Source organism: Myroides indicus (assembly GCF_004364575.1).
Classification (GTDB): Bacteria; Bacteroidota; Bacteroidia; order Flavobacteriales; family Flavobacteriaceae; genus Flavobacterium; species Flavobacterium indicum_A.
This window is the reverse complement of sequence record NZ_SOAG01000010.1, coordinates 45823-70832: the sequence shown is the minus strand read 5'-3', so window position 1 is coordinate 70832 and position 25010 is coordinate 45823. Positions and strand designations below refer to the sequence as shown.

Here is a 25010-nt window from a genome sequence, read left to right as displayed (position 1 = left end):
ATGAAAAAAGTTTTCAAAGAGCTAGTAGAAGGTAATTCAGCAAATTTATATTTAGGGACAGGAAATCCTAACTCGAATATTTTAATTATCGGAAAAGAATCTGCTATTGATAGTGTATTAAATAAAGAACAATACGAGAGGGAAATTGTTAATAATGCTATAGATTGGAGAAGAAATTTAGCTGAAGATACAAAACAAGAATTAGTAAACTCATGGTTTGGAAGTAATCCAAGTTATAATCCGTTATACCCATATAAAGGGCAACTAAACAAAATAGAAAATAAAAAAACTGGTAGAAATGGCGGAACTAGTACAACCTTTTACAATTATCAGAAATTGATCGATAAGTTATTTAATGAAAATCAAAAAAGTTTAAACATAAATTTTCATGAAAAGTGCTTTATTACAGAGTTAAATAGTGCCACTGCAGAATATAGTCATTTAGTCAATGTTGAAGAACGAAACAACAGTATTGAAAAACGTCAAGATTTATTAACACATTCTTTTTACCAAAGTTTTCCTATTGTAATAATTGCCGTTGGACATTATGTGAGAGATTTTAATATTGATATTCAAAATCTTTTTAAAGTTAAATTTAATGCAGAAATTGGAACTATTCCAGTAAGTAAAACAAATTACATTAATTTACATTACGACGATCTCGCTAATCCATCACGAATAGTAATCCATACGAATCAATTAAGTATTAATATTACAGATATTTTGCTTGACCAGTTAGCAGATAAAATAAAAAAAATCTTAACCTAAAATATTTTATTACATGGATGAAATAGAAAAAAAAGCATGGAAGGAAGCTTTAGAATATGCTTTTAATCAACTTAAATCTATAAAAGATTTTGGAAAAAATGCCTTTAAAAATTATGCAATAGATTTAGGAGGTAATTTATATCCTAATAAAATTGTATTAGAATATTGTGAGGCTTTTTTAAATAAAAATTATCCTAAATATTCCGTAACTAAACAATTAGGAGGAGGAAAACCTATCAATGATTTTTTAGAAAGTAAGGGAGCTAAAGGTGTTATTTTAAATGATGACACGAATAGTACAAATGTAAATTATTGGATTTTTTCTCCTGGTTCTGATGCTTCTTTTTGGGAAGAATTTTTAGATGATCAGATTATCGCAATTGGTTGGGATGATTTAGGAAATTTATTAGATTATGCTTCAAAAGATCAGTTAAAACAAGCTTTGATAAATCTATATAATTATGAAACCAATCCTTACAATGCTACAAATGCAAATTATGAATTTGCTCAAGAAATGAAAATTGGCGACATCGTTATTTGTAAAAAAGGAAGAAACAAATTAATTGGATATGGAAAAATAGTATCAGATTATTTTTTTAATGATGATAGAGTAGAGCTAAAAAGTTGTAGAAAAGTTAAATGGATTAAATCTGGTGAATGGAATGTTGACCATACTTTAGTAATGAAAACATTAACAAACATTACAGCATATTTAGCGGATAATGATTCTTCATATAAATATTACCAAAAACTTATCGACATTATGAATTCTGATACATCTACTATCTTTAGAAAAGAAATTAATCTATTAAAATACAAAAAACAAATCATCCTTCAAGGTCCTCCTGGAACAGGTAAGACTAGAGAAGCTAAAATGATTGCTGAAGAGTTGATTGGTGATACAAGCAAACAGCTACGTCCAAAGCAAATAGATTCGTCAATAATTAGAAAATTTATCACGAAAAACCTATTTATTAAAACTGTAGCTGGTGACGCCAAATACAAAATCATTGATATTTCTTCCTCTCATGTTCAATCTCAAAAAAATTCAGGTACAATAGACAAAACATCGTTTAAAAGTATTGAAAAGGCTTATAATGATAATATTTGGGAAGAAAGTTCGAGTAATAGCCCTGATAGAAGGGCGAGAGCATTTGCAAAGTATATTTATGATAATTATGAGCAAACCTTTCCAAATGATAATAGCGATCAGATAAAATTGATTCAATTTCACCCGAGCTATACATACGAAGATTTCGTGAGAGGTATTGTATCAAAACCCAATGAAGATGGAGATGGAATTGTATATGAAGCCGAAAACAAATTGTTAGCCGATTTTGCTAAAAAAGCATTAGATAATTATATCGAATCAAATAAAACAGATGTTATTGTTCGAGAAGAAAATTCAGTTTTTTATGCTTTTATAGAAAGTATTAAAGATGAATTAGCTCAAAATGAAAATCATAAATATGATATAACAGAAGCTGTTTATCTCTTTTCAGCAGACGAAACACGATTTAAATATAAGGGAGATAATTGGGTTGCACATAGCAAAGGTTTAAATATGAAATTTTCAGAGTTAAAGAAAATTATTGATTTAGGTGCAACCGAACGTCAAGATATCAAAAAAATGACAGACGTTGAAGAATTAACTCGGCAACACGCTACTTATTTTATTAAGATTGTAGAAAAATATTACGATTTCAAAAAAACATTTAAAGAGTCAGTTCCTACTCACGCAAAGATTGAATTAAAGAACTACGTTCTAATCATAGACGAAATCAATCGGGCAAACCTTTCTTCAGTATTAGGTGAATTAATTTATGCTTTAGAATATCGTGGAGAAGCTGTAGAAAGTATGTATGCTGTTGGTAATGATAGCAAATTGATTTTACCGCCAAACCTTTACATTATCGGAACAATGAATACAGCCGATCGTTCAGTAGGTCATATTGATTATGCAATTCGTAGAAGATTTGCATTTGTAGATGTGTTACCAAAAGATTTATCTGAAGAAGATAATATATTATTTGATTCTGAATTATTTTATCAAGTTGAAAAACTTTTTGATACTAATTTATCACCTGAATTTGAAAAGAAAGATGTGCAATTAGGACATTCCTATTTTATTGATAAATCTACAGATGGTGGTTCTATGGATATTCGTTTAGATTTTGAAATTAAACCAATTTTGTTTGAGTATGTAAAAGATGGCGTTTTGATTGGGGATGATATCAAAAAACTTATTGATGATTTAGAGCCGTCTATATAATGGGAATACGCTTATCAGAACATAAATCATTTTTTATCCGATTAAAGCAATCGGATATCGAAATATCTGATAATTTAGAAGAGTTATCGCTTTTGGATATTGATTTTGAAAAGTATAGCAATATTACCTCTAAAGCATATAATAATAGTAGCTATCGGTTTCTTTTTGAGAAGAAAGAAAATGCTTATGAAATAAAAGCCGATTATTGTATCGGGATTGATTGGTTAGGACAAACAGGTAAGTATCTTTATGTAGAACCTAAAATAAACAACGTAAGTATTCAATCTTTTATTAATAGATTAGAGAGTGAAGATGATTCAAGTTTTGAAGAGGAAAATGCTATAAATAAACCTTACGAATTAGATTATTTAAATATGTTATTGCAGGTTACATCTGTTGCCGAAAGTAATCAGGAAGTTCAAGATTTAGTTCAGATTGATTGGGAAGCAGACCAAATCTCAATCGAACAAAAAGATGATAAGCTAACACCATTTCTGGTTGTTCGATTTCTGCAAACTTTAAAATCAATTGTAAGAAAAGGTTTAAAAAAGAATTATTATAAAGTTCAAGAAAACTTAAACAATCGTGTAAAAGGTAAAATATTAGTTGGTCAAAATATCAAGCAGAACATCTTTAAAAATAGATTAACTTCAACTTTTTGTGAATACCAAGTGTTTGGAGAAGATCACTTGGAAAATCGTTTTTTAAAGAAAGTTTTAAAATTTGTGATTAGTTATGTAGAAAATAATAAAATATTACTATCCAATAATTATAATATTATTCAACAAACTATAAATTATTGCAGACCTACATTCGAATTGATTTCTGATGATATAAAGGAAACAGAATTAAAACATATAAAGTACAATCCGTTTTACAGAGAATATAAGGACGCTTTGCAAATAGGTAGCCACATTTTAAAACGCTTTGCCTACAACATAACTCAAACATCCGAACAAAGAGTAACAACTCCGCCTTTTTGGATTGATATGCCTAGATTATTTGAATTATATGTATTTAGTAAGATGATGGAGGATAATCCTTTATCAAAAAAAGAAATACATTATCAATTTTCTACCTACGGGAACTCTTTAGATATTTTGGTTTCTGAATCGGAAAACCAAATGGTTATTGATGCTAAATACAAATTACATTATAATACAGGGCATTTGCATAATGATATTCGGCAAGTTGCAGGGTATGCTCGTTTAAATACAGTAAGAGAAAAATTGAAAGTAAAGGATGATAGGAATATAGATTGTTTAATTATTTATCCAGATATGGAACTTGGTGAAACCGATTTATCATTAGAAAATATTAACCACAAAAAACAAAAAATCAAGACGTATCACAAAGTCTATAAGTTTGGGGTGAAATTACCTTGGATAGAGAATTAGAATATATATTTATTGTTGTTAAGAAAATCTATCTTTGGTGTAGACTAAATTTATTACAATAGTGTACATACTGCGATAGTAACAAATAACATCTAAAGGTATTATTATTCATCTTTTTTATATTCTATTACATATAATTTTATACATTTACATATATTTATATCTTTTTGCATATAAAAAAGAAATAAAGGGTAATATCAATGTAATTGCATATAATTATGAAACAAACATTGGCACATTTTGTTAAAGAACAACGTAAGAAAGTAGGATTTACTCAAGAAGAATTTGCTGAACGGGCTGGCGTGGCTTTAACTGTTATTCGCAAAATAGAACAAGGAAAAGAAAATTTAAGTTTATCTAAAGTTAATCAGGTATTATTGATGTTCGGACATACGTTAGCGCCGGTAAATATAAAAGATTTAAGAGACAAGCCTTAATTAAATACAATACTGTTGATGCCGGAATTTTAACCGAAACCGATCAAGGAACTTATATTTTTGATTATTTACCAGCGTACATATAACGCTATCCAAATCAATTTATTACATTCCAAATGCCAGTTGGTAAACACGGGTATCAAAGCAAACGGTTGTTTCCTTTTTTCGACGGTTTAATTCCTGAAGGTTGGCTTTTAAACATTGCTACAGACAGTTGGAAAATAAATCAAAATGACCGTATGGGATTACTCTTGGCTTGTTGTCAAAATTGATTAGTGCTGTTAGTATTCATTCTTTAAAACAGAATGAAAATGAACTCTGTTTTTAACCGTATTTCAGAATGGGTACCAAAAGCAGAAAAACTAATTCAAGAATCGTTTCTTCCAAAAGAATTACAAGCTGATTATATAAAAATTATAAACAGGCAATTAAACAAATTGCTGTAATAAAACATTAGTTTTTTGTATATTTGTACTACAATAGTAGTAGTTGTTTTGATTAAATCTGTTTAAATACCACCATAATGTTATTTATATCGTTATCAAAAATACAAAAAAAAATCGTTGAAAGTATCCGTGCTCGACGATTACAAATGGAACTGACTCAAGAAGGTTTGTCGGAAAGAGCTGGTGTCCCATTATCAACATTGAGAAAATTTGAACAAAAGGGTGTAATTTCTTTAGATTCATTTTTAAAAATACTTTCGGTTGTTGGCGGATTAGAAGAGATAGTTGATGCTTTAAAACCCAAAGAGCAACATTTTAAATCTATTGATGAAGTGCTAAAATCAGAGGAACAATCAACTAGAAAACGAGGAAACAGAAAATGAAAACAGCTGTTAAAGAAATAAAAGTAGGTTTGAATTTCGGTTCTGGAATTCAACCTGTTGGACGTTTGGCAATTCGTAATAGCATTATCTATTTTGAATATGATGAAGCTTTTTTGCATAGTAGTTTAGAAATTTCTCCCATAAAACTTCCTCTGCAACGTGGTGTGATAGAACTTCCAAAAAGTCCTTTTGAAGGTTTAGCTGGAGTTTTCAACGATAGTTTACCCGATGGTTGGGGAAGATTACTTTTCGATCGTTTACTCCGTTCGGAGGGTATTTCTCCGTCAGATATATCTCCGCTTGATCGTTTAGCGTATGTTGGATTAAATGGTTTGGGTGCTTTAGTTTATGAACCCGATCAAAGCTTACATAGAAACGATGAAATGATTGATTTAGATATTTTGGCTACACACACCGAAGAAGTTTTGGAAGGTGAATCAGAGGAAGTGATTACAGAACTTTTAGCTTTGAATGGATCTTCTGCCGGAGCGAGACCAAAAGCATTGATTGGTGTTGATCCTGAAAGAAAAAACATCATACATGGAACAGATCTGTTAAACAATAGTTTTGAACATTGGATGGTAAAATTCCCAAATTCGCAAGATGGAATGGATGCTGGCGCAATAGAATATGTTTACGCATTAATGGCTTTGGATGCTGGAATTGAAATGCCAACCATTCATTTGTTTCCTTCACAAAAAGGGAATGGCTATTTTGCTGTAAAACGTTTTGATAGAAATGGGAACAAACGACTGCACATGCATACGGTTAGCGGTTTGATTCATAATAATTTTAGATTTCCGTCTCTTGATTATGAAGATTTATTATCATTGACAGGTGCTTTAACCAAAGATATTCGAGAAGTAGAAAAGATGTTTCGATTAGCGGTTTTTAATGTGATGGCACACAACCGAGATGATCACTCAAAAAATTTTACATTTTTAATGAATGAATTGGGCGAGTGGAAATTATCACCTGCTTACGACCTCACTTTTTCTAGTGGCCCAGGAGGAGAACAAAGTACAATGGTTGTGGGAGAAGGACGAAATATAAGTATCAAACACCTTACTAAATTAGGATTAGAAGCGAAGTTGTCAAAAGAATTCGTAGAAAATGTTATTGAACAAACTAGTTCTGCACTTGCTAAGTGGATGAGTTTGTCTAAAGATTTTGGAATCAGTAAGTCTAACATGGAACTGATTCAAAAGGCAATCTCAAAATTATAAGCAATGATATAATTGAAAAAAAATATTTTAAAAGTAATTTAAAATTTATGTACCACTATTGTACAACATACCCTTTGTAGACCATTATAAATAAAGAGAAGTAAGATATTGTATCGGTAAATAGATAGCTTGTAAATTATTAACAAAATAAGTACAGGTATTATTTTAATTTATGTAGAAATAATATAGATAACAATAATAATACGTAAAATTCTGTTTGATTGTTTTTTGAAACGGATAAAACTCACTTCTCTAAACGATTAAATATTCTACCAATATATACCATCCGGCAATAGTAATAAACGAAATGGGAATTCCAAAACCTACCATCATATTACTCAATTCCGGCTTAAGACCGTAGTTAGATGCGAGAATCGTACCTGTAATCATGGGAGCCATAGCGGCTTCTATAATACAGACTTTACTAACTTCATCAGTATGTCCCAGAACCACAAAAAACAAAATAAAAATAATTGCCGGAAGTAAAATCAGCTGAAAAGAAAGTCCTAAAGCCAAAAAGCGAAAGTGCTTGCTGTATGCTTTAAATTTAAGCTGAAAGCCAACTGAAATCAATGCAATGGGAGAGAGTGTTGCAGCTAGACTTTTAAGGGCATTGCTAAAAATTTCGGGAAAATCTATTTTAAAAACAGCCATTAAAAAACCAATGAAAAATGCAATGAGCGGAGGAAAACCAAATATTTTTCTAATTATAGAGTCATTATTGTTTTTTTGGTTGGAATACATAGTGGCTATTATTATTCCTACTGTAGAGAGCACTACAAATGTTCCTGGTAAATCAACTATAATCAAGGTAGTTAATGCTTCTTCTCCATATAATGCTTGAATTACCGGAATACCAACAAATGAAGTATTACCTAGTCCTGCGGTAATAATTAAACAGCCGGTGAGCTTTTTTGACCAATTATATATTTTTCCTAAAAATGCAAAAAGGAGATAAGAAAACCCAAAAGCTATCCATGCTACAGAAGTGGGAAGGAGCAAATCCCAACTTAATTCAATTTTTGGTAAATAATATAATGCCATGGCAGGTAAAGTAATAAACAAAACATATTGATTGAGAACTACAGCAGTATTTCTTGGAAAATTAGGTACGCGCTGTATAATGACCCCAATAAACAGGCAAAGAAAAAGTAATAAAATACTCGACATAATATATGAATATTGAATAAAATTGTATGTTTAAAACATAATTGTAACTTAAAAAGAAATCCCTAATTTGGTAAATAAGAGATTTCTTTTTAAGTTTTTTGGTATATATCAGACAAAAACAAAATGACTTTGTTGTTGAGCTATTTATATAAATAGCATATGGCTCAAATTAATATAGTTTATTTTTTAAATACTGTCCGGTAATTGATTTTTTATTTTTGCTTACTTCTTCAGGAGTTCCGAAAGCTATAAGTCGCCCGCCGTTTTCTCCTCCTTCAGGACCAATATCAATAATGTAGTCGGCGGATTTTATTAAATCCAGATTGTGTTCTATCACGATAATAGAATGCCCTTTTTCTATTAAGGCATTAAATGACTTTAAAAGCTTTTGAATATCGTGAAAATGCAGTCCTGTAGTCGGTTCATCAAAAACAAATAATACTTTTTCTCTTGTGTTTCCTGCCAGAAGAAACGATGCTAGCTTGATGCGTTGTGCCTCACCTCCTGAGAGAGTAGAAGAGGACTGTCCTAGCTGAACATATCCAAGTCCCACGTCGTGAAGGGGCTGAAGTTTTTGAGCTATTTTAGTTTGTGTATGTTCCGTGAAAAAATTCAGAGCGTCATCAATAGTCATAGTCAGAATATCGTCGATAGTCTTTCCTTCAAATTTAACTTCAAGAATTTCTTTTTTAAAACGTTTTCCATGGCACGTTTCACATTCAAGATGGACGTCTGCCATAAATTGCATTTCTACAGTTACTACTCCTTCTCCTTTACAGGTTTCGCAACGTCCGCCATCTACGTTAAACGAAAAGTGTTTAGGCTGGTACCCTCTTAATTTTGACAATTGCTGTTTAGAAAACAAATCGCGGATTTCATCATATGCTTTAATATATGTTACCGGATTAGAACGCGAGCTTCTGCCTATGGGATTCTGATCAACGTACTCAATTTGTTTGATAATACCAAATTGTCCTTTTAATTCAGTAAACTGCCCCGGTTTCTCGCTTACACCAGTTAACTTTTTCTGTAAAGCAGGATACAGGATTTTTTTTACTAAAGTACTTTTTCCGCTGCCGGATACTCCGGTTATTACTGTCAGGCATTCCAGTGGAAAAGTAACATCAATATTTTTAAGATTGTTTTCTCTTGCGCCAATTATTTCTATATAGTGTTTGTAAGATCGTCTTGTTTTAGGAATTTCAATTTTTAAATCATTATTTAAATAGCGCCCGGTTAGTGACTTTGACTTTAAAATTTCTGAAAAGCTTCCCTGAGCAACTAACTCTCCGCCATATGTACCAGCTTCAGGACCAATATCTATAATCTGATCGGCAGCTTTCATGATATCTTCGTCGTGTTCGACAACAATTACTGTATTTCCAAGTTTTTTTAAATCTTCAAGTACACCAATCAGTTTTTCCGTATCTCGTGGATGGAGACCGATACTGGGTTCATCCAAAATGTACATCGAACCAACCAGACTACTTCCCAGCGAAGTTGCCAGATTAATTCGTTGTGATTCGCCGCCTGAAAGCGTAGAAGAGTTCCGATTTAATGTTAGATAATCTAATCCTACGTTGGATAAAAATGCCAACCGGTTTTTAATTTCAATCAAAAGGCGCTTGGCAACCTGAGCATCGTATTCGTTAAGTTGTAATTCATTAAAAAATATCTGTAATTTTTTAATGGGAAGATCAACGAGCTCAGAAATTGTTTTATTGTTTACTTGAACGTAATTTGCTTCCTGACGCAATCTTTTACCTCTACAGGTAGGGCATTTGGTTTTACCTCTATATCGAGATAACAGAACGCGATTCTGAATTTTATAGCTCTTTGCTTCCAATTCTTCAAAAAAATCATTTAACCCTGTAAAATATGAATTCCCCTTCCAGAGTAAATCTTTTTGCTCTTCTGTAAGTTCAAAAAGAGGTTTGTGGATAGGAAAATCAAATTTATAAGCCTTGTTTACCAACTGATCTCTGTACCAGCTCATTGATTCGCCACGCCAGGGGAAAATAGCATTTTCGTAAACGGATAAACCTGTATTAGGTATAACCAGTTCTTCATCTATGCCTATAATATTTCCGTAGCCATCGCAGGTAGGGCAAGCTCCATAAGGATTATTAAAACTGAACAAATGAATGTTGGGTTCTAAAAAAGTGATATTGTCCAACTCAAATTTGTTGCTGAATTCTATTCTGTTTCCATTTTCTAAATTCTCCAGATAGCAGTATCCTTTTCCCTCAAAAAAAGCAGTTTCAACTGAATCCGCCAGGCGGTTGTAAAACTCTTCGCTATCGCTCACCACAATTCGGTCAACAATAAGCATAAGATCTTCAGTTTTATAACTTGCAGTATTATTAGTATTGTTTAAAAATTCATCAAGTCTTACGGTTTCTCCTTTAAATAAGATTCGCGCGTAACCTTGCTGTAATAATAGGTTTAAATGCTCAGGAACGGATCTATCGTTTTCAATTGTTATCGGAGCAAGAAGTAGCCATTTGGATTTTAATTCAAGAACTTTTACAGTCTCCAATACATCTGTAACCGTGTCTTTTTTAACTTCTTTTCCCGAAATCGGAGAGATAGTTTTGCCTATTCTGGCAAAAAGAAGCTTCATGTAATCGTATACTTCGGTAGATGTTCCTACGGTAGAACGGGCATTGGTTGTATTTACTTTTTGTTCAATGGCAATGGCAGGCGCAATCCCTTTGATATACTCAACTTTTGGTTTGTCTATCCGACCTAAAAACTGGCGGGCGTATGCTGATAAGCTTTCTACATAGCGACGCTGACCTTCTGCATAAAGTGTATCGAAAGCTAAACTTGATTTTCCCGATCCGGAAAGCCCTGTAATGACAACCATTTGATTTCTGGGAATAACTACATCGATGTTTTTTAGATTGTGAAGTTGCGCCCCTTTAATGATAATATTGTGTTTAGCGTCGATTTTAGAGTAATCTGTTTTCTTCATATAGCCCAACAAGGTTAAGAATACAAAAGTACGGTTTTCTTCTCTGTATTTAAAACCAAATGAGAAGGAGAAAAAGTGTACGAATTAAAATATTTTGTATTTTGATTTTGTTAACAGTAAATAATTTTTATATTTGTTTTGTTAACCCCAAAATATAAGATGCCTATTCGCAAAAAATACTTTGTTTAGTAATGAAACTATAAAAAGAGTTTTGCTATGGTATTATATATGGATATGCCTGATGCTGCGTTGGTAAAGTATTACGTAGCAGGGGATGAAGGAGCATTAGAAGTGCTGATTAAAAGACATCAGTCTAAAATTTATGGATTTATTCTTTCCAAAATTGCCGATAGAGATTTGGCAGATGATATTTTTCAGGATACATTTATAAAAGTAATTCACACATTAAAGTCGGACAGATATAACGAAGAAGGTAAATTTCTACCTTGGGTTGTGCGTATTGCCCATAATTTGGTAATGGATTATTTCAGAAAAGAAAAGCGGACAGGAATGAAGCGAGATTCAGAAGAATTGCCATTTTTTTCTTTTTTAAAAGATGAAGGAGACACAGTTGAAAGCTTTATGATAAAAGAGCAGATAGAAGAAGATGTTCGTTTTTTAATAAAAGAACTTCCAGAAGATCAGCAACAGGTAATTATGATGCGAATATATCAGGACTTGAGCTTTAAGGAAATTGCAGAACTTACGGATGTAAGTATTAATACGGCATTGGGAAGGATGCGTTATGCTTTGTTGAATTTAAGAAAGCTGATAGATCAAAAAAAGATAATTTTGTCAGAATCATAGTGCAATAAAAAAATATATTAGGCGTTAGTAAGATACAATTGTTAAAGTAATTAAATGAAAAAAATCTACTCAATTCCTAAAAAAGAAATTATTTTACCTAAAAAAGAAACAGTTCAGTTCTTATTAAATTATTCAAAATCAATTTCTATGCTGAAGCTAAACAGCATGAGTGGTATCCTTGTGGTATCGAATAAAAATTAGCAAAACTAAAAAAGCACTTAGATAATTATTTAAGTGCTTTTTTGTTTTTCTTTTTATAGTATTCAGCTAGAACAGATTTTCGTCCAATCACACTGGTTATGACATCTAATTCAAGATTCCAGCCTCGCGCAGGTGAGTATTGCCTCCCATACCATACCAATTGTAAGTGAAGTATATTCCACTTTTCTTTTGGAAACAGTCTTTTGGCATCTTTTTCGGTTTGTGTTACACTTTTTCCGTTTGAAAAGTTCCATCTGTACATCAATCGGTGAATATGAGTGTCTACTGGAAAAGCAGGTATATTAAACGCCTGAGCCATAACGACCGAAGCTGTTTTATGCCCAACAGCCGGAAGAGTCTCTAAAGCATCTATGTCAGCGGGAACCTTCCCGTTATATTTTTCAATTAAAATTTTAGAAAGTCCATAAATCCCTTTTGACTTCATAGGAGATAATCCACAAGGTCTGATAATCTCTTTGATTTCTTCTACACTCATTTTTATCATGTCATATGGATTGTCGGCTTTAGCAAATAAAATAGGGGTAATTTTATTAACGCGTTCATCCGTACATTGTGCGGATAGTAAAACAGCAATCAGAAGGGTATAGGGATCTTTGTGATCTAATGGAACAGGAACTTCGGGATATAGAGCATCTAAAGTTTCCATAACAAAATTTACTTTTTCACTTTTTGTCATTTCAATTTCAATTTCGGGCTAAGATAAATAAAATTAAGAATCGAAAAGAATAGAAGCTTATAAACTCTTATTATGAATCAATAAGAAAAGATAATAAAAGGGAAAAGAATCAAGAAGTTTTTTAATGTTGGATGCAATTAATATTATCTGTGTAAAAATGTTTAATCATTAAATAAATTATTTAGAAATTGTTAAATATACTGTTAGATTATGGAATAACTAATATATTTAAACTTTGAAAGGAATTTAATAATGATGAAAAAAATAATGTTGACTATTGTATTGCTTTGCTGCGTTAATTTGTTTGCGCAACAAAAACAGTATGACAATTTAATAGCCGTCTTTATAGAGGATTATAATACGAGTGATTACGATGATTTTTATCGATTGTTTTCTGAGGCTCTACAAAAAGAACTGCCAGCTGTAAAAGCCTATAATTTTTTTGCGGAGATGAAGGAGAAGTTGGGGAATATTAAATCGATGGAATTTTATGGGTTAGATGAAAATAATCTGGCGCTATACAAAACTGAATTTGAAAGTGAAGATATCATGCTTTTAAATTTAGCGGTCAATACCGAAGGAGAGTTGGTGGGGTTCAGAGTGATTAATTTCCCGCAAGACCAAGCCGATTTATCTTTTTTGGAACAATCGGAGGAAGAGATTATATACGAATTAGCGATTAATTTGCCTGACAAAGGACAATTGGCAATTGCTGTTATCAATGGAGATGAGGTTAAATATATAGGAATAAAAAAAGATAGAACTAAACTTAAATCCTTTGAGAATAAAAAAATGTTATTTGGTTTGGGAAACTTTAATACGATTTTTACAGCTACTTTATTGTCTGAAGCAATAACAGATAAAAAAATAAATCTATCAGATTTAGTTAATTCCTATTTTGATTTTCCATTTAAAGACAGCTTGCAGTTTTCATTTGCAAGCTTGGCGAATAACTCTTCTTTTTTGCCGGTCTTACCTGAATATTTTGACGCAGATCATGAAATAAATAACAGACAGATAGACGATTTATTTTATTATAACTTTTCAGTTTCGGATTTAGAAAGATATTTTAAGAACGAGGCTACTATAGATAGTTTGGAAATGTTTAAAAGACAAAGATTTTCTTTTATAGGTTTTGCACTCTTGGGCGAGAGTTTGTCTCGAATATATAAAAAGCCTTATGAGGAATTGATTCAAGATAAAATCTTTGATAAATACGAATTGAATTCAACTACAATTCAAAAACCTCAAAATAAAAAAGTAGTTAAAGGGTATGATGCTAATGGAAAAGAAATAGCTATACATGAATTTAATTTGTTTAAAACGGCGACGGGAGGATATTCTAATTTGATTGATTTGAGTAAATTTGTACAAGCTCAGTTTAGTTCTGAAAATCAAGTTTTAAAACTTACACAACAGCCTACCTTAATCATAACACCTGGTTTTTGGTCTGCATTAGGATGGAAAATTATTCATCCGGAGGATCCCGGAAGATCAGTTTATTTCTCTAAAGCTATTGATGTAGGATATAGCAATTATATTGGATTTTCTCTTCAGCAAAAAAAGGGGATTGTAGTATTAAGCAATTCTTCAACTCCTAAATTGCTGGATGCGTTGGATGAATTAACTTATAAGTTGATGGCAAAACAGTTATTGATGTAAAATACAAAGGAGAAATTTAATTCTAAATTTCTCCTTTGTATTTTGTGTAGAGGTTTTAAGCTTTTTTAGTGTCGTTCTTTTTATTTTTTACTTTGGGTCTTCTAACACCATAAGATTTATTGACAATTTTACCTCTTTTAGTTTTAAGATCTCCTTTTCCCATAAAATACTTTTTAATTAATTATCATTTGAAGTCCTCCTAAGCAAAGGAAAAGCAATTTAATAAAAAATATGGAGAAATTGAAATTATTAACTAAAATAAAAGTTAGGTAATTTTCTTTTGTAGAAAGAAGAAATTTATTATTAGTTGTGCTTAAATGTTTTAAGTCTATTTGAGAAACAAGGTTATGTTAATGTTGAATATTTTAAGAAAACTCGTAACTAATAGGAGAAAAAAGAGTTTTATCTTCGTACACAGAAGTTTTGGTTTGAAACTTTATAGCAAACCAAATATTTTGTTTTTGTTTCCTATTTTTAAAAAATCCCAATATGCCAGAGATGGACTTGGGATTTTTTTATACTGATAGTTTCTGCTTTTCATAAACAAGAACCTAATGTCTGTTGAAAATTCACTATTTTTACTTTTATCAAAATAAATATAATATGACTACATTAAAAATAGGAGATAAAGCACCCGTTTTCAAAGGAATTGACGAAAAAGGAAAGATACATCAATTAGCGGATTACAATGGTAAAAAGCTGATTATATTCTTTTATCCCAAAGCAAGTACCCCCGGATGTACTGCCGAAGCTTGCAATTTGAGAGATAATTATGCATTATTGACAAAGAAAGGATATGAACTGTTGGGAGTTAGTGCAGACTCAGCTCAAAAACAGCAAAAATTTATTGATAAACACAACCTCCCTTTTCCGCTGTTGGCAGATGAGAATAAAGAAGTTTTAAATGCCTTTGGTGTTTGGGGACCTAAAAAATTTATGGGACGTATTTACGATGGTATTCACAGAACTACTTTTGTAATTGATGAAGACGGCGTTATAACTAATGTAATTACTAAAGTAAAAACAAAAGACCACGCTGCGCAGATATTGAGCGAAGTTTAGAAAGTAGAATTGAGAATGTACCGAGAAGTTCGAAAGCAAGGAGAAACCATCTCTGAATTTTTGAACTTTCTTTTTTAACCTTCTTATACCTATAGTATGGAAAAGAGAATTAATAAAGAAATGCTGTATTCACTATGTGAGTGTAGCTCGTTAGAAAAAAAACAATTCGAGAAGCTGGTTGAAGAATATAGCTGTACAAAGGTGTCTCATTGGAAAAAGTTTACAGAATATTTTTTTCTTACTTTGGGAAGCGGTTTCTTACTGAGCGGCATAACTTTTTTCTTTGCTTATAACTGGAATAATATTCCGGGATTCTGGAAATTTGGTATTATTCTTTTTTTGCTGATCGTATCGATTGTTATATCAATTTCCAGAAATATAAAAATATTGGTTCAGAAAATGTCTTTGCTTGGCGCTTCTGTTTTGGTAGGGGTTTTGCTCGCAGTATTTGGACAAGAATATCAAACTGGAGCAAATGCATATGATTTATTTTTGGTGTGGACTATTGCCGTATTTTCTTGGACAGCCGTTTCAGAATTTACACCGCAATGGCTTTTCTGGAGTGTTTTGTCAAATACTACTCTGATCTTATATTTTAATCAGGTAGTTTCTGGTAGTAATATTTCTTATTTATTCATTGGTTTGCTATTGTTAAATATTTTTATTCTTATTCTTCCCTATATGTTGGGAAAAATGCAAAACTATATTCCTCATAGTTATTACCGGAGTTTGATGATTTTTGTCTGTAATTTTTTATCTGTTTTTGGAGTAGCAATATGGCTGTTTTCAGAAACGGGTAATAAGGATATACAAATGAATGAAGTAACTCTGTTATTAATCAGCATAATGTGGATAGTTGGAAGTTTTTATGCTAGCCTAAAGATCAAAAACATATTGATGTTTAGTTATTTTGTGTTAACGGTAGTTAGTATTGTTTTAATGTTGCTTTATAAAGTTTTAGGCGATAGTGAAACAAGTTTTTTAATTTATACATTATATGTGCTTTTTGGAACTTATGGATTGATTAAAATAATTTCTCACCAACAAAGAAAATGGAGTTATGAGTCTTAAAAATGAATGGGATTTTTTGCTGGATAAACTGAAATGTAATGGAATCCAAGTTGATACTTTTCAATTTGAAAAAGAGATTCTTAGTTGGAATTTGCGAACCGTATTTGTCAAGACGATTGCGGTATTGGGTGGTTTTCTGGCAATGGGAATGTTGTCTGTTTTTTTGGGAATAACAGGAATATTAGATAACGAATATGTCATGTTGGCGCTCGGTGGAATATTATTAATTATTTCCTATGTTATTATGAAAAACAAGGATAATGCTATTTCTGACGGCTTGTCTGTTTCGATCTATATAACTGGTTTCTTTGCTGTGGTAGCCTCAATCGCTATTTTTAATGACATGATGGACGATCTGGTTTATTTTATATTGTTTTTATGTATTTTGGGACTGAGTATGTTTAAAAACAGTATTGTCGTTTTTTTGAACTGTATTGGGGTTTATGGTTCACTGCATTGGATAGTAGTTAGTAATCAAGTGAATTATCTTTTCTGTTTTTACCTGCTTTTCTTGGTTTCATTTTGTGTTTTTTTGTTTTGGAATGAAATCAAAATACGAACTGCCAACAAACAGTTAAATTTTTACTATTCGCCTGTATTGACGGCTTCCTTTATTTATAGTTTAGGAATGGGAATTATTAGCTCAACAGATATTTTCTTTTCGTATTATCAAACAGATATCCGTATAATGCCTTATATATTGTTGGCAGGACTTTTAGTTATAACCTTATTTACAATATATTTTATTTTAAAGTACTTGAAAATTAGTGATTTATTTTCTAAAATCAGTGTTTGTATAGCTGTTGCCGTTTTTATTCTTTTATGGGGACATTATCCGGCTTTTTCGGTTGGACTTATTTTTGCTTTATGGTCATTTCAAAATCAATTTAAAGCAGGATTTATAATGGCAATCTGCACTTTTGTATGGTCAATGGGACTCTATTATTACGATTTAAATATAACTTTATTAGGTAAATCTCTTTACCTTATTTTGACAGGAGTGTTGTTTTTGTTGATTTATTGGATTGTTCATAAAAACAGGAATAAATATGAAAAAAAGTAAAACGACATATATTATTTTGATCACCTTTATAGTGATTGTATTTTTCTTTTTCATGGCAATTATTCAAAAAGAAAGAATAATAAAAGAAGGAAAGTTAGTTTTGCTGGAGCTGGCACCGGTAGATCCGCGTTCATTGATTCAGGGAGATTATATGCAGCTCAATTATACTATTTCTACTAAAGAAAGAGATAATTTTGGTTCTACTGCAGACCAGGTAACGAATGAAGAAAAGTACAAAAAAAAGAGAGGATATGTTTTACTCCAGCTAGATGAAAAACAAATAGGTCATTACGTAAAACTGAGTGATAAAATGGAGAAAAAAGAGAATAATCAGATATATATCAGGTTTTTTAATTATGACGGATGGCAGTATAACATCGGTGCAGAAAGTTATTTTTTTCAGGAAGGAGAAGCAGTGAAATTTGAAAAAGCTAAATATGGCGCATTAAGAGTTGATGATAAAGGGAACAGTGTTTTGATAGGTGTTTACGATAAGAATTTAAGATGGATTAAATGATATTGATAATTGGTAAAAGCATTTTTGGTAAACTTTTTGGAGATAAAGGATATATCTGTAAAGATCTTTTTAAGTAGATATTCGTTGATGACGTACATTTAGTTACTAAAGTCAAGAAAAATATTAAGAACCTAATGCTGCTAGCGGCTCATAAGATACATTTAAAGGAAAGAGTGCTTATCGAAACTGTAAATGATGAATTAAAGGAAATGTGTCAAGTAGAGCATACAAAACACAGACCGTTAAATAACTTTATTGCAAATATTTTAGCGGCTAATTGCTTATTATTACTTCCCTAAAAAGCCCACTAATACTATTAAAGACATTATTGATGAAAATAGACTAAATAACTTAAGTCGGACTCACGTTAATAATAAGGTTATCAAAAATTGTATAATAAGAAAAAATCAGCTTTTAGTCAAAAAACTAAAAGCTGATATACTTAAAAATGCAAAAACCGTTTTTAGATAGCAGTTTATTTTTTTAGATGCTTTTTGTATTTAAAATAAGACAATACACCCAAAGCAGTTACAAATGCAACTGACCACCAAACAATAGAAGGGGTAATTACTTTTTCTCCTTGTGCGTATGAATGCAGACCACTTAAATAGAAGTTTACTCCAAAATAAGTCATCATAATAGAATAAAAAGCAATAACGCTAAATAAATTATATATCCATGTTCCGCGCATTGCAGGCACTAATCTGGCGTGAATTACAAATGCATAAACCATAATACTGATTAACGCCCAGGTTTCTTTTGGATCCCATCCCCAATAACGTCCCCAGCTTTCGTTTGCCCATTGTCCACCCAAAAAGTTTCCGATAGTGAGCAATACCAGGCCTACAGTCAATGCCATTTCATTGATATAAGTAAGTTCCTTGATGTTTAGCTCCATCTTTTTCTTGTTTTTACTATTGGTCAAAATCATTAAGATTAATGCCACTATACCTAAAATCATTCCTAAGGTAAACGGACCGTAGCTGGCAACAATTACGGCAACGTGAATAATCAGCCAATAAGAGTTTAATACCGGCTGAAGATTAGAAATTGCCGGATCCATATAGTTTAAATGAGCACCCCATAAAATCATTCCTGCCACAAAAGCAGTAGAGGCAATCGTTAATTCTGATTTTCTACCAAAATACAATCCAAACAGGGTGGTAGCCCAAGCTACATAAATAACAGATTCGTAAGCATCACTCCAAGGAGCATGTCCCGATACGTACCAACGAACAGCTAAGCCCAAAGTGTGAATTGCAAATAGAAATAAAGTAACCCAGCCTCCAATCTTAATAGCTCCTTTATTAAAGCGTCTAGATTTTAAAATGTCGGAAATAATAAAGATAAATGTAAATACAGACACCATCATATAATATTTGTACAGCGTTTTAAAGATGTCATACTTGTTATAGAGAATTTCAAATTTTATCTTTTTTTCACTAGGTATGATCTTTCCGCCAAATCTTTGTTGATAAGTTTTGAGGTGATCCAGATATTCCTCTGCTTTTTCGTAATTTCCGGATTCTTTAGCCTCAAAAAGAGCAGGAATATACATTCTTGGTAAAATATTTTTGGTAAAAGTAGAGTCCATACCTGTAATTCCAGATTCGTTTAATTCCAAAGGAGAAACCCATTTGTCATTTTCGTGTTCAGGAATAGGGAAAATAGATAAGATTCTCGTCGTAAAAGCAGCATTTAATAAAGCCATTTTACCATCTAAATCCAAGAAGTCTTTTTGAAACTGATCTTTGATGGCTGCATGGTTAGCTTCATCTACGTAGTCAGCCAGTTTATAGTTTCCGCTGCCATCAAAAAAATCAATAAAAGCGGCATATTTGTTTCCTTTTTCTAGCCCTAATACTTCTACGATTTTATCATTTCCTCTCGGAAGACTGATAATAGGAGCATAATACCAGAAGTTAGGTGCGCCTTGCATCTGCTGAGCAACAGTAAACTGGGTTATAGAAAGAAAAACTTGATCAGGCGTAAGGCCGTGGTAATTTTCGCTTTTATATACTTTTCTTACCAGTTCAGAAGAAAAAGTATTAATAGGCTTCATCCGTCCACCGTAATCCTGGATGATTAATTTTCCAAATTGTGCAGCGTGATCTTTGTTTATTATCGTTGCCTGAATAATAGAGTCAATGACTACCGGATCTGGCTTTTGCGGTGTAGCATGATTGTGTTGTGCAAACATGCCGACAGAAAAGAACAATAAAATAATTGTTAAAGCTGATGCTTTTTTCTCTCTTACTTTAGTGAGTTTACGGCGTAAATCAGCAAATCGGGTATTTTTGTCTAGCAATATAGCAAGTAATCCGATGTAAAGGAAAAAATAACCCGTATATGTAATCCACGTACCCCAAAAATCGTGGTTTACAGAAAGAATTGTTCCTTTTTCATCAGGGTCAAATTGCGCTTGAAAAAATCGATATCCTTTATAATCTAAAATATTATTCATGTAAATTCTCGCTTTCATTGGTTCTGGCAGCTCTTCGTCAAATACAGTTACCTGACTTTCAAAGGAAGAATAGCTTCGTTCTGTACCCGGGTATTTTTCTGCTATAAATTTATCTAGTTTTACCTGAAAAGGAGTGGTGTAAACTTTGCTGCCATAGAGTAAAGTAAATTCTAAGTCGCCTAGTTTAAATGATTGCGGTTCGCCCATTCTCCCTGCTTTTCCTTTTAAAACGACTTCTTGTTCCTGTCCTTGAGATCTTACAGTTACAACTAAGGCGTCAGGTGTTATTTTATCTTTAAAATCACCGCTGGATGTATGTACTATTTTTCCTTTGGTTGGTAAATCCGGCAATACAAATTGGGTCTCTGCCATCTTGTAAAGCGATCGGAAATTAAGAGGCTGCTTAGTATTGGCAGGAACATCTCCGGTAGATTGGTCTGCCATTTTCATAAAAGTACCTTCAAAGGGAGTATCAATAAAGTATTCATCTCCTTCTTTAAGGATGTTAATCGCGCCTTGTGTAGGCTGATTGAAAGCAAATAAAATATTGTGAATGCTCACTACTTCGTTTTCTTTTAGATAGTGATCGTGGCGTTCTCCATCACCGGATTCTACCAGCTTTAAAAAGTAAATTCCATTAGGATCCTCTTGGATGCCTTCTTCGGCAGCCATAATAAAGTCTTTGTACTCAACTTCAAAAGGAATGTCGTTAAATGTATTTTTTATTTTAAAATGGTTGTTGGTAACAGGGGAAAAGAGGTATGGTTTTTCAAAAGTCCGTCTTCTCATTTCGCCTTGGTATTCACCATCTGTCATCACGGTTAGATATGTTCTGTCCGAAAAGATACTGTTTTCCGTTTCTCCTTCGCGAATAGGCATCATTCCTTCAAAACTGATGTATCGAGTTACAAAAGCACCGAAAATAATAAGGATAAATGCCGCATGAAGCATCAGTGTAGCCCATTTTTCTTTGCTTAGTAGGCGATAACGTTTGATATTGCCTATAAAATTAATCATAAAAACAAGCATGATCAGTTCAAACCATTTGGTATTGTATATTAAAATACGTGCAGTAATTGTATTATAGCGATCTTCAATAAAGGTTCCTAATGCAAGAGCTATGGCGAAGACAATGAAAAGAACTGCCATTAACCTTGTAGAAGAAAAAAAGGAGATTATTTTTTTGTCCATGAGTGTGTTGTTATGTTGCGTTTCTATAATTCCTACAAAAATAACCAAAAAGCCACTAATTCAGCCGTTTTAACTTATTATTAGGAGTGAAATTTTTATAAACATATCTATAAAATAAATTACATTTGCAGTAGTACTTTTTAAATTCGGAATAAAAGAGAACATATAGCTGTTTTATCTCCATTTTAATCTAATGTAAACTTATTGACTATGCCACATATTTCACAAAAAGGGCAGCGCATGCCCGAGTCGCCTATTAGAAAGCTGGTTCCTTATGCAGAAGCAGCGAAACAAAAAGGACATCATGTATATCACCTAAATATTGGTCAGCCGGACATTAAAACGCCGGAAGTAGCATTACAGGCGGTAAAAAATGCAGAAATTGAAGTGTTAGAGTACAGTCATTCTGCCGGATTTGAAAGTTATAGAAAAAAACTGGCAAAATATTATCAGAAACACAAATTGGATGTAGATTTTTCTGATATTATCATTACTACAGGAGGATCAGAGGCACTTAGTTTTGCTCTGGGAAGTGTTATGGATGCCGAAGATGAAATTATTATTCCTGAGCCTTTTTATGCCAATTACAACGGTTTTGCCATTGCTAATGGTGTAAATATAGTTTCGGTAATGTCTAGTATAGACAATGGTTTTGCTTTGCCGCCAATTGCTGAATTTGAAAAATGGATTACTCCGAAGACCAAAGCAATTTTGATTTGTAATCCGGGAAATCCAACAGGTTATTTGTATTCAGAAGAAGAAATGAAGCAACTGACAGATTTAGTTTTAAAACACGATCTGTTTTTAATTGCCGACGAAGTTTACAGAGAATTTGCTTATGATGGATTCAAACATATTTCTGTGATGAGTATTCCTGCTTTGGAAAATCACGCTATTATGGTAGATTCTGTATCTAAGCGATATAGTATGTGCGGGGCACGTATTGGCTGTATTGTATCCAAAAATAAAGAAGTAATGAATGCTGCTATGAAATTTGCGCAAGCTCGTTTGTCACCACCAACCTTTGCACAGATTGCTTCTGAAGCTGCTTTGGACACGCCAAATAGTTATTTTGAAGAAGTAATTACAGAATATAAAGAGCGCAGAGATGTATTTATCGAAGCTTTGCAGCAGATAGAAGGTGTTAAAGTCACCATTCCTCATGGTTCGTTTTACTGTGTGGCAAAATTTCCGGTAAAGAATGCTGATAATTTTGCAAAATGGTTGTTAGAAGAATTTGATTTCAATGGAGAAACAGTTATGATTGCTCCGGCAGCCGGGTTTTATTCTTCTCCTAACGTCGGTTTGGATGAAGCGCGTATGGCTTATGTACTGAAAAAAGAAGATTTGATAAGTTCTGCAAAAATTTTAAAAGAGGCTTTGAAGGTTTATAAAAATATAGAGAAATAGCAAAGAATATACATAAAAAATAAAAGAGCGGGATAGAAATATCCCGCTCTTTATATTTAATATTAGAAAATATATTTATTAAAATTGTTCTCTTCCTGCAAAATGGAATGCTGATTCAATAGCAGCATTTTCATCGCTGTCAGAACCGTGAACTGCATTTTCTCCGATGGATTTTGCGTATTTCTTACGGATAGTTCCCTCAGCTGCCTCAGCCGGGTTAGTTGCACCGATTAATTTTCTGAAATCTTCTACAGCATTTTCTTTTTCAAGAATAGCCGCTACAATTGGTCCTCTTGACATAAATTCTACCAATTCTCCGTAAAAAGGTCTTTCTTTGTGTACTTCGTAAAATTTTTGAGCGTCTCTAACGGTTAATTGAGTAAGCTTCATTGCTACAATTTTAAACCCGCCTTCTGTAATCATGTTGATAATTCCTCCGATATGACCTGCTTCTACAGCGTCTGGTTTTATCATTGTAAAAGTTCTGTTCGTTGCCATTTTACTTTTATTTAGTTAATTTGAAAATCGATGCAAAAATAGTGTATTATGTCAATTATTAGGTTAATGTTTAATTAAAAAATAATTCTTTTTAATTAATCGGTATATCTAAAAGCCGCTGTGCTAACTCTATCATTTCCGGAGTGCCCGTGTGCTTTTTAGGTTCATCAGAAAGTTTTACAACATCAGTCCACCTTTCATTTCCTTCAGGTAGAGCCTGTTTCATCTTAATTACAATATTTTGAGCTGGAAGCCCTACATCGTTGGTAAAATCAGTGCCTATACCAAATGAGATGCCTATTTTTCCACTACAATATTTGGCTATCCTTTCTACTTTTTCAGAGTTTAAACCATCGGAAAAAATAATGGTTTTAGATAGTGGGTTAATATTCATTTTTTTGTAATGAGCTATGGTCTGATTAGCAAAATCCAGAGGATCTCCACTGTCATGGCGAACACCGTCGAACAGTTTTGCAAATTTTTTGTCGAACTGTTCAAAAAATACACTACTGGTATAAGTGTCAGTTAAGGCAATTCCCAAATCACCTCTGTAGATATCTGTCCAATGTTCTAAACCTGCTGAATTAGCCATTTTAAAACCGTACTTGGCGGCGTGAAACATAAACCATTCATGGGCATGTGTACCGATAGGCTTGGTGTTAAATTTCATTGCTAAATGAACGTTGCTGGTTCCTATAAAAGTTCCTTTCCCATATTTTTGAAGCGTTTGAACAACGAGTTGATGCACATCGTATGAATGTCTTCTTCGGGTTCCGAATTCAGCTATTGTAATGCCGAGCTTGCTGTAGTTTTCTATTTTATTTTTAGTCTTTTCAACAATAATATCGGAAGATTCTCTATTGGTGCCTGTGAGTTTATAATATAATTCGCAAATAATGGACATTAGCGGAACTTCCCATAAAATAGTTCTGTACCAATAACCAGAAATATTTATTTCAATTTCAGAACCATTTTGATTAATTTCAACTTCCGAGGGATCGTAGTGATATCCCTGTAAAAAATCCAGATAGGTAGGGTCTAAATAAGGACAGGTTTCTCTAAAAAATTCTTTTTCAGCTTTGGTTAATTTTAATTTAGCCATTTCGTTAACGGCTTCTTTAAAAGCTTCAGCAAACCCTTCGGGATATTGATGATTTCCCCGGTTTATAAATATATATGAGGCTTTTGCATAAGGAAATTTTTTAATGACAGCATGCTGCATTGTAAATTTATAGAAATCATTATCCAAAATGGATGTGATGATTTGTTTGGTACTATTTGTTTCCATAAG

General features: G+C 32.4%; 22 protein-coding genes and 1 pseudogene. 16 read left to right on the top strand and 7 right to left on the bottom strand.

Features of this window, described 5'->3' with window-relative positions; translation table 11 throughout:
• From C8P70_RS05825 to C8P70_RS05795, 8 genes are all read left to right on the top strand, one after another.
• Positions 1-768 carry a hypothetical protein gene (locus tag C8P70_RS05825; protein WP_243832672.1) on the top strand — a complete coding sequence of 256 codons (768 nt, stop codon included), beginning with the start codon at positions 1-3 and terminating at the stop codon, positions 766-768.
• 13 nt (positions 769-781) lie between these two features.
• A complete protein-coding gene (locus tag C8P70_RS05820; RefSeq protein WP_243832671.1) occupies positions 782-3040 on the top strand; it encodes an AAA family ATPase in 2259 nt (752 codons plus the stop codon).
• Positions 3040-4437, top strand: coding sequence for a 5-methylcytosine restriction system specificity protein McrC (locus C8P70_RS05815; RefSeq protein WP_133712395.1), 1398 nt, complete (start codon positions 3040-3042; stop codon positions 4435-4437). Before C8P70_RS05820 ends, C8P70_RS05815 begins: the two co-directional genes overlap by 1 nt.
• Before the next feature lie 218 nt (positions 4438-4655).
• On the top strand, positions 4656-4874 hold the full coding sequence (locus C8P70_RS05810; RefSeq protein ID WP_133712394.1) for a helix-turn-helix domain-containing protein: 219 nt from the start codon (positions 4656-4658) through the stop codon (positions 4872-4874).
• Positions 4875-4990: 116 nt separating this feature from the next.
• Positions 4991-5146 (top strand): HipA N-terminal domain-containing protein, encoded by a 156-nt coding sequence (locus tag C8P70_RS13985; RefSeq protein ID WP_243832670.1) that lies wholly within the window; start codon positions 4991-4993, stop codon positions 5144-5146.
• Between the two features lie 39 nt (positions 5147-5185).
• Positions 5186-5320 (top strand): hypothetical protein, encoded by a 135-nt coding sequence (locus C8P70_RS14130; RefSeq protein ID WP_262708896.1) that lies wholly within the window; start codon positions 5186-5188, stop codon positions 5318-5320.
• Positions 5321-5397: 77 nt separating this feature from the next.
• Entirely contained in the window at positions 5398-5703 is a 306-nt protein-coding gene (locus tag C8P70_RS05800) for a helix-turn-helix domain-containing protein (RefSeq protein ID WP_133712393.1), read from the top strand.
• Complete coding sequence (locus tag C8P70_RS05795; RefSeq protein WP_133712392.1) at positions 5700-6929, top strand: type II toxin-antitoxin system HipA family toxin; 1230 nt, start codon at positions 5700-5702, stop codon at positions 6927-6929. Before C8P70_RS05800 ends, C8P70_RS05795 begins: the two co-directional genes overlap by 4 nt.
• A 252-nt stretch (positions 6930-7181) precedes the next feature.
• Here the strand turns inward: C8P70_RS05795 and C8P70_RS05790 are convergent, their stop codons facing one another.
• A complete protein-coding gene (locus tag C8P70_RS05790; RefSeq protein WP_133712391.1) occupies positions 7182-8099 on the bottom strand; it encodes an AEC family transporter in 918 nt (305 codons plus the stop codon).
• A 169-nt stretch (positions 8100-8268) separates the two neighbouring features.
• Positions 8269-11076 (bottom strand): excinuclease ABC subunit UvrA, encoded by a 2808-nt coding sequence (uvrA, locus tag C8P70_RS05785; protein ID WP_133712390.1) that lies wholly within the window; start codon positions 11074-11076, stop codon positions 8269-8271.
• A 216-nt stretch (positions 11077-11292) separates the two neighbouring features.
• Between uvrA and C8P70_RS05780 the strand changes: the two genes are divergently transcribed.
• Positions 11293-11883: an RNA polymerase sigma factor gene (locus C8P70_RS05780; protein ID WP_133712389.1), complete on the top strand. Its 591-nt coding sequence runs from the start codon at positions 11293-11295 to the stop codon at positions 11881-11883.
• A 226-nt stretch (positions 11884-12109) separates the two neighbouring features.
• On the opposite strand, the gene C8P70_RS05775 is transcribed toward C8P70_RS05780, so the two are convergent.
• Positions 12110-12781 carry an endonuclease III domain-containing protein gene (locus C8P70_RS05775; protein ID WP_133712388.1) on the bottom strand — a complete coding sequence of 224 codons (672 nt, stop codon included), beginning with the start codon at positions 12779-12781 and terminating at the stop codon, positions 12110-12112.
• A 252-nt stretch (positions 12782-13033) separates the two neighbouring features.
• Here C8P70_RS05775 and C8P70_RS05770 point away from each other — a divergent pair, with 252 nt between their 5' ends.
• Positions 13034-14443 carry a serine hydrolase gene (locus tag C8P70_RS05770; RefSeq protein ID WP_133712387.1) on the top strand — a complete coding sequence of 470 codons (1410 nt, stop codon included), beginning with the start codon at positions 13034-13036 and terminating at the stop codon, positions 14441-14443.
• Positions 14444-14498: 55 nt separating this feature from the next.
• On the opposite strand, the gene C8P70_RS05765 is transcribed toward C8P70_RS05770, so the two are convergent.
• On the bottom strand, positions 14499-14606 hold the full coding sequence (locus C8P70_RS05765) for a 30S ribosomal protein THX (RefSeq protein ID WP_133712386.1): 108 nt from the start codon (positions 14604-14606) through the stop codon (positions 14499-14501).
• A 440-nt stretch (positions 14607-15046) separates the two neighbouring features.
• Here C8P70_RS05765 and bcp point away from each other — a divergent pair, with 440 nt between their 5' ends.
• From bcp to C8P70_RS14310, 5 genes and pseudogenes are all read left to right on the top strand, one after another.
• Entirely contained in the window at positions 15047-15505 is a 459-nt protein-coding gene (gene bcp, locus C8P70_RS05760; RefSeq protein ID WP_133712385.1) for a thioredoxin-dependent thiol peroxidase, read from the top strand.
• A 96-nt stretch (positions 15506-15601) separates the two neighbouring features.
• The gene (locus C8P70_RS05755; RefSeq protein WP_133712384.1) at positions 15602-16576 is read left to right on the top strand and encodes a DUF2157 domain-containing protein; all 975 of its coding nucleotides are present in this window, start codon (positions 15602-15604) and stop codon (positions 16574-16576) included.
• On the top strand, positions 16566-17639 hold the full coding sequence (locus C8P70_RS05750) for a DUF4401 domain-containing protein (protein ID WP_133712383.1): 1074 nt from the start codon (positions 16566-16568) through the stop codon (positions 17637-17639). Before C8P70_RS05755 ends, C8P70_RS05750 begins: the two co-directional genes overlap by 11 nt.
• Entirely contained in the window at positions 17626-18156 is a 531-nt protein-coding gene (locus tag C8P70_RS05745) for a GDYXXLXY domain-containing protein (protein WP_133712382.1), read from the top strand. The genes C8P70_RS05750 and C8P70_RS05745 overlap by 14 nt, the downstream gene beginning before the upstream one ends.
• 14 nt (positions 18157-18170) lie before the next feature.
• Positions 18171-18501, top strand: a pseudogene (locus C8P70_RS14310) (transposase); the annotation flags it as partial.
• Positions 18502-18631: 130 nt separating this feature from the next.
• Here C8P70_RS14310 and ccsA read toward each other — a convergent pair.
• Positions 18632-21811 (bottom strand): cytochrome c biogenesis protein CcsA, encoded by a 3180-nt coding sequence (ccsA, locus tag C8P70_RS05735; RefSeq protein ID WP_133712381.1) that lies wholly within the window; start codon positions 21809-21811, stop codon positions 18632-18634.
• A 210-nt stretch (positions 21812-22021) separates the two neighbouring features.
• On the opposite strand from ccsA, the gene C8P70_RS05730 reads away from it, so the two are divergent.
• Complete coding sequence (locus tag C8P70_RS05730; protein ID WP_133712380.1) at positions 22022-23221, top strand: pyridoxal phosphate-dependent aminotransferase; 1200 nt, start codon at positions 22022-22024, stop codon at positions 23219-23221.
• A gap of 78 nt (positions 23222-23299) precedes the next feature.
• On the opposite strand, the gene C8P70_RS05725 is transcribed toward C8P70_RS05730, so the two are convergent.
• Together C8P70_RS05725 and pncB are read right to left on the bottom strand one after the other, a co-directional pair.
• A complete protein-coding gene (locus C8P70_RS05725) occupies positions 23300-23719 on the bottom strand; it encodes a nucleoside-diphosphate kinase (protein ID WP_133712379.1) in 420 nt (139 codons plus the stop codon).
• 91 nt (positions 23720-23810) lie between these two features.
• The gene (pncB, locus tag C8P70_RS05720; RefSeq protein WP_133712378.1) at positions 23811-25007 is read right to left on the bottom strand and encodes a nicotinate phosphoribosyltransferase; all 1197 of its coding nucleotides are present in this window, start codon (positions 25005-25007) and stop codon (positions 23811-23813) included.
• Positions 25008-25010: the final 3 nt, after the last annotated feature.

Excerpts from the sequence above, each read along its gene's own strand:
- C8P70_RS05825 (WP_243832672.1), top strand. The coding sequence starts at position 1 with ATGAAAAAAGTTTTCAAAGAGCTAGTAGAAGGTAATTCAGCAAATTTA.
- C8P70_RS05820 (WP_243832671.1), top strand. The coding sequence starts at position 782 with ATGGATGAAATAGAAAAAAAAGCATGGAAGGAAGCTTTAGAATATGCT.
- C8P70_RS05815 (WP_133712395.1), top strand. The coding sequence starts at position 3,040 with ATGGGAATACGCTTATCAGAACATAAATCATTTTTTATCCGATTAAAG.
- C8P70_RS05810 (WP_133712394.1), top strand. The coding sequence starts at position 4,656 with ATGAAACAAACATTGGCACATTTTGTTAAAGAACAACGTAAGAAAGTA.
- C8P70_RS13985 (WP_243832670.1), top strand. The coding sequence starts at position 4,991 with ATGCCAGTTGGTAAACACGGGTATCAAAGCAAACGGTTGTTTCCTTTT.
- C8P70_RS14130 (WP_262708896.1), top strand. The coding sequence starts at position 5,186 with ATGAACTCTGTTTTTAACCGTATTTCAGAATGGGTACCAAAAGCAGAA.
- C8P70_RS05800 (WP_133712393.1), top strand. The coding sequence starts at position 5,398 with ATGTTATTTATATCGTTATCAAAAATACAAAAAAAAATCGTTGAAAGT.
- C8P70_RS05795 (WP_133712392.1), top strand. The coding sequence starts at position 5,700 with ATGAAAACAGCTGTTAAAGAAATAAAAGTAGGTTTGAATTTCGGTTCT.
- C8P70_RS05790 (WP_133712391.1), bottom strand. The coding sequence starts at position 8,099 with ATGTCGAGTATTTTATTACTTTTTCTTTGCCTGTTTATTGGGGTCATT.
- uvrA (WP_133712390.1), bottom strand. The coding sequence starts at position 11,076 with ATGAAGAAAACAGATTACTCTAAAATCGACGCTAAACACAATATTATC.
- C8P70_RS05780 (WP_133712389.1), top strand. The coding sequence starts at position 11,293 with ATGGTATTATATATGGATATGCCTGATGCTGCGTTGGTAAAGTATTAC.
- C8P70_RS05775 (WP_133712388.1), bottom strand. The coding sequence starts at position 12,781 with ATGACAAAAAGTGAAAAAGTAAATTTTGTTATGGAAACTTTAGATGCT.
- C8P70_RS05770 (WP_133712387.1), top strand. The coding sequence starts at position 13,034 with ATGATGAAAAAAATAATGTTGACTATTGTATTGCTTTGCTGCGTTAAT.
- C8P70_RS05765 (WP_133712386.1), bottom strand. The coding sequence starts at position 14,606 with ATGGGAAAAGGAGATCTTAAAACTAAAAGAGGTAAAATTGTCAATAAA.
- bcp (WP_133712385.1), top strand. The coding sequence starts at position 15,047 with ATGACTACATTAAAAATAGGAGATAAAGCACCCGTTTTCAAAGGAATT.
- C8P70_RS05755 (WP_133712384.1), top strand. The coding sequence starts at position 15,602 with ATGGAAAAGAGAATTAATAAAGAAATGCTGTATTCACTATGTGAGTGT.
- C8P70_RS05750 (WP_133712383.1), top strand. The coding sequence starts at position 16,566 with ATGAGTCTTAAAAATGAATGGGATTTTTTGCTGGATAAACTGAAATGT.
- C8P70_RS05745 (WP_133712382.1), top strand. The coding sequence starts at position 17,626 with ATGAAAAAAAGTAAAACGACATATATTATTTTGATCACCTTTATAGTG.
- ccsA (WP_133712381.1), bottom strand. The coding sequence starts at position 21,811 with ATGGACAAAAAAATAATCTCCTTTTTTTCTTCTACAAGGTTAATGGCA.
- C8P70_RS05730 (WP_133712380.1), top strand. The coding sequence starts at position 22,022 with ATGCCACATATTTCACAAAAAGGGCAGCGCATGCCCGAGTCGCCTATT.
- C8P70_RS05725 (WP_133712379.1), bottom strand. The coding sequence starts at position 23,719 with ATGGCAACGAACAGAACTTTTACAATGATAAAACCAGACGCTGTAGAA.
- pncB (WP_133712378.1), bottom strand. The coding sequence starts at position 25,007 with ATGGAAACAAATAGTACCAAACAAATCATCACATCCATTTTGGATAAT.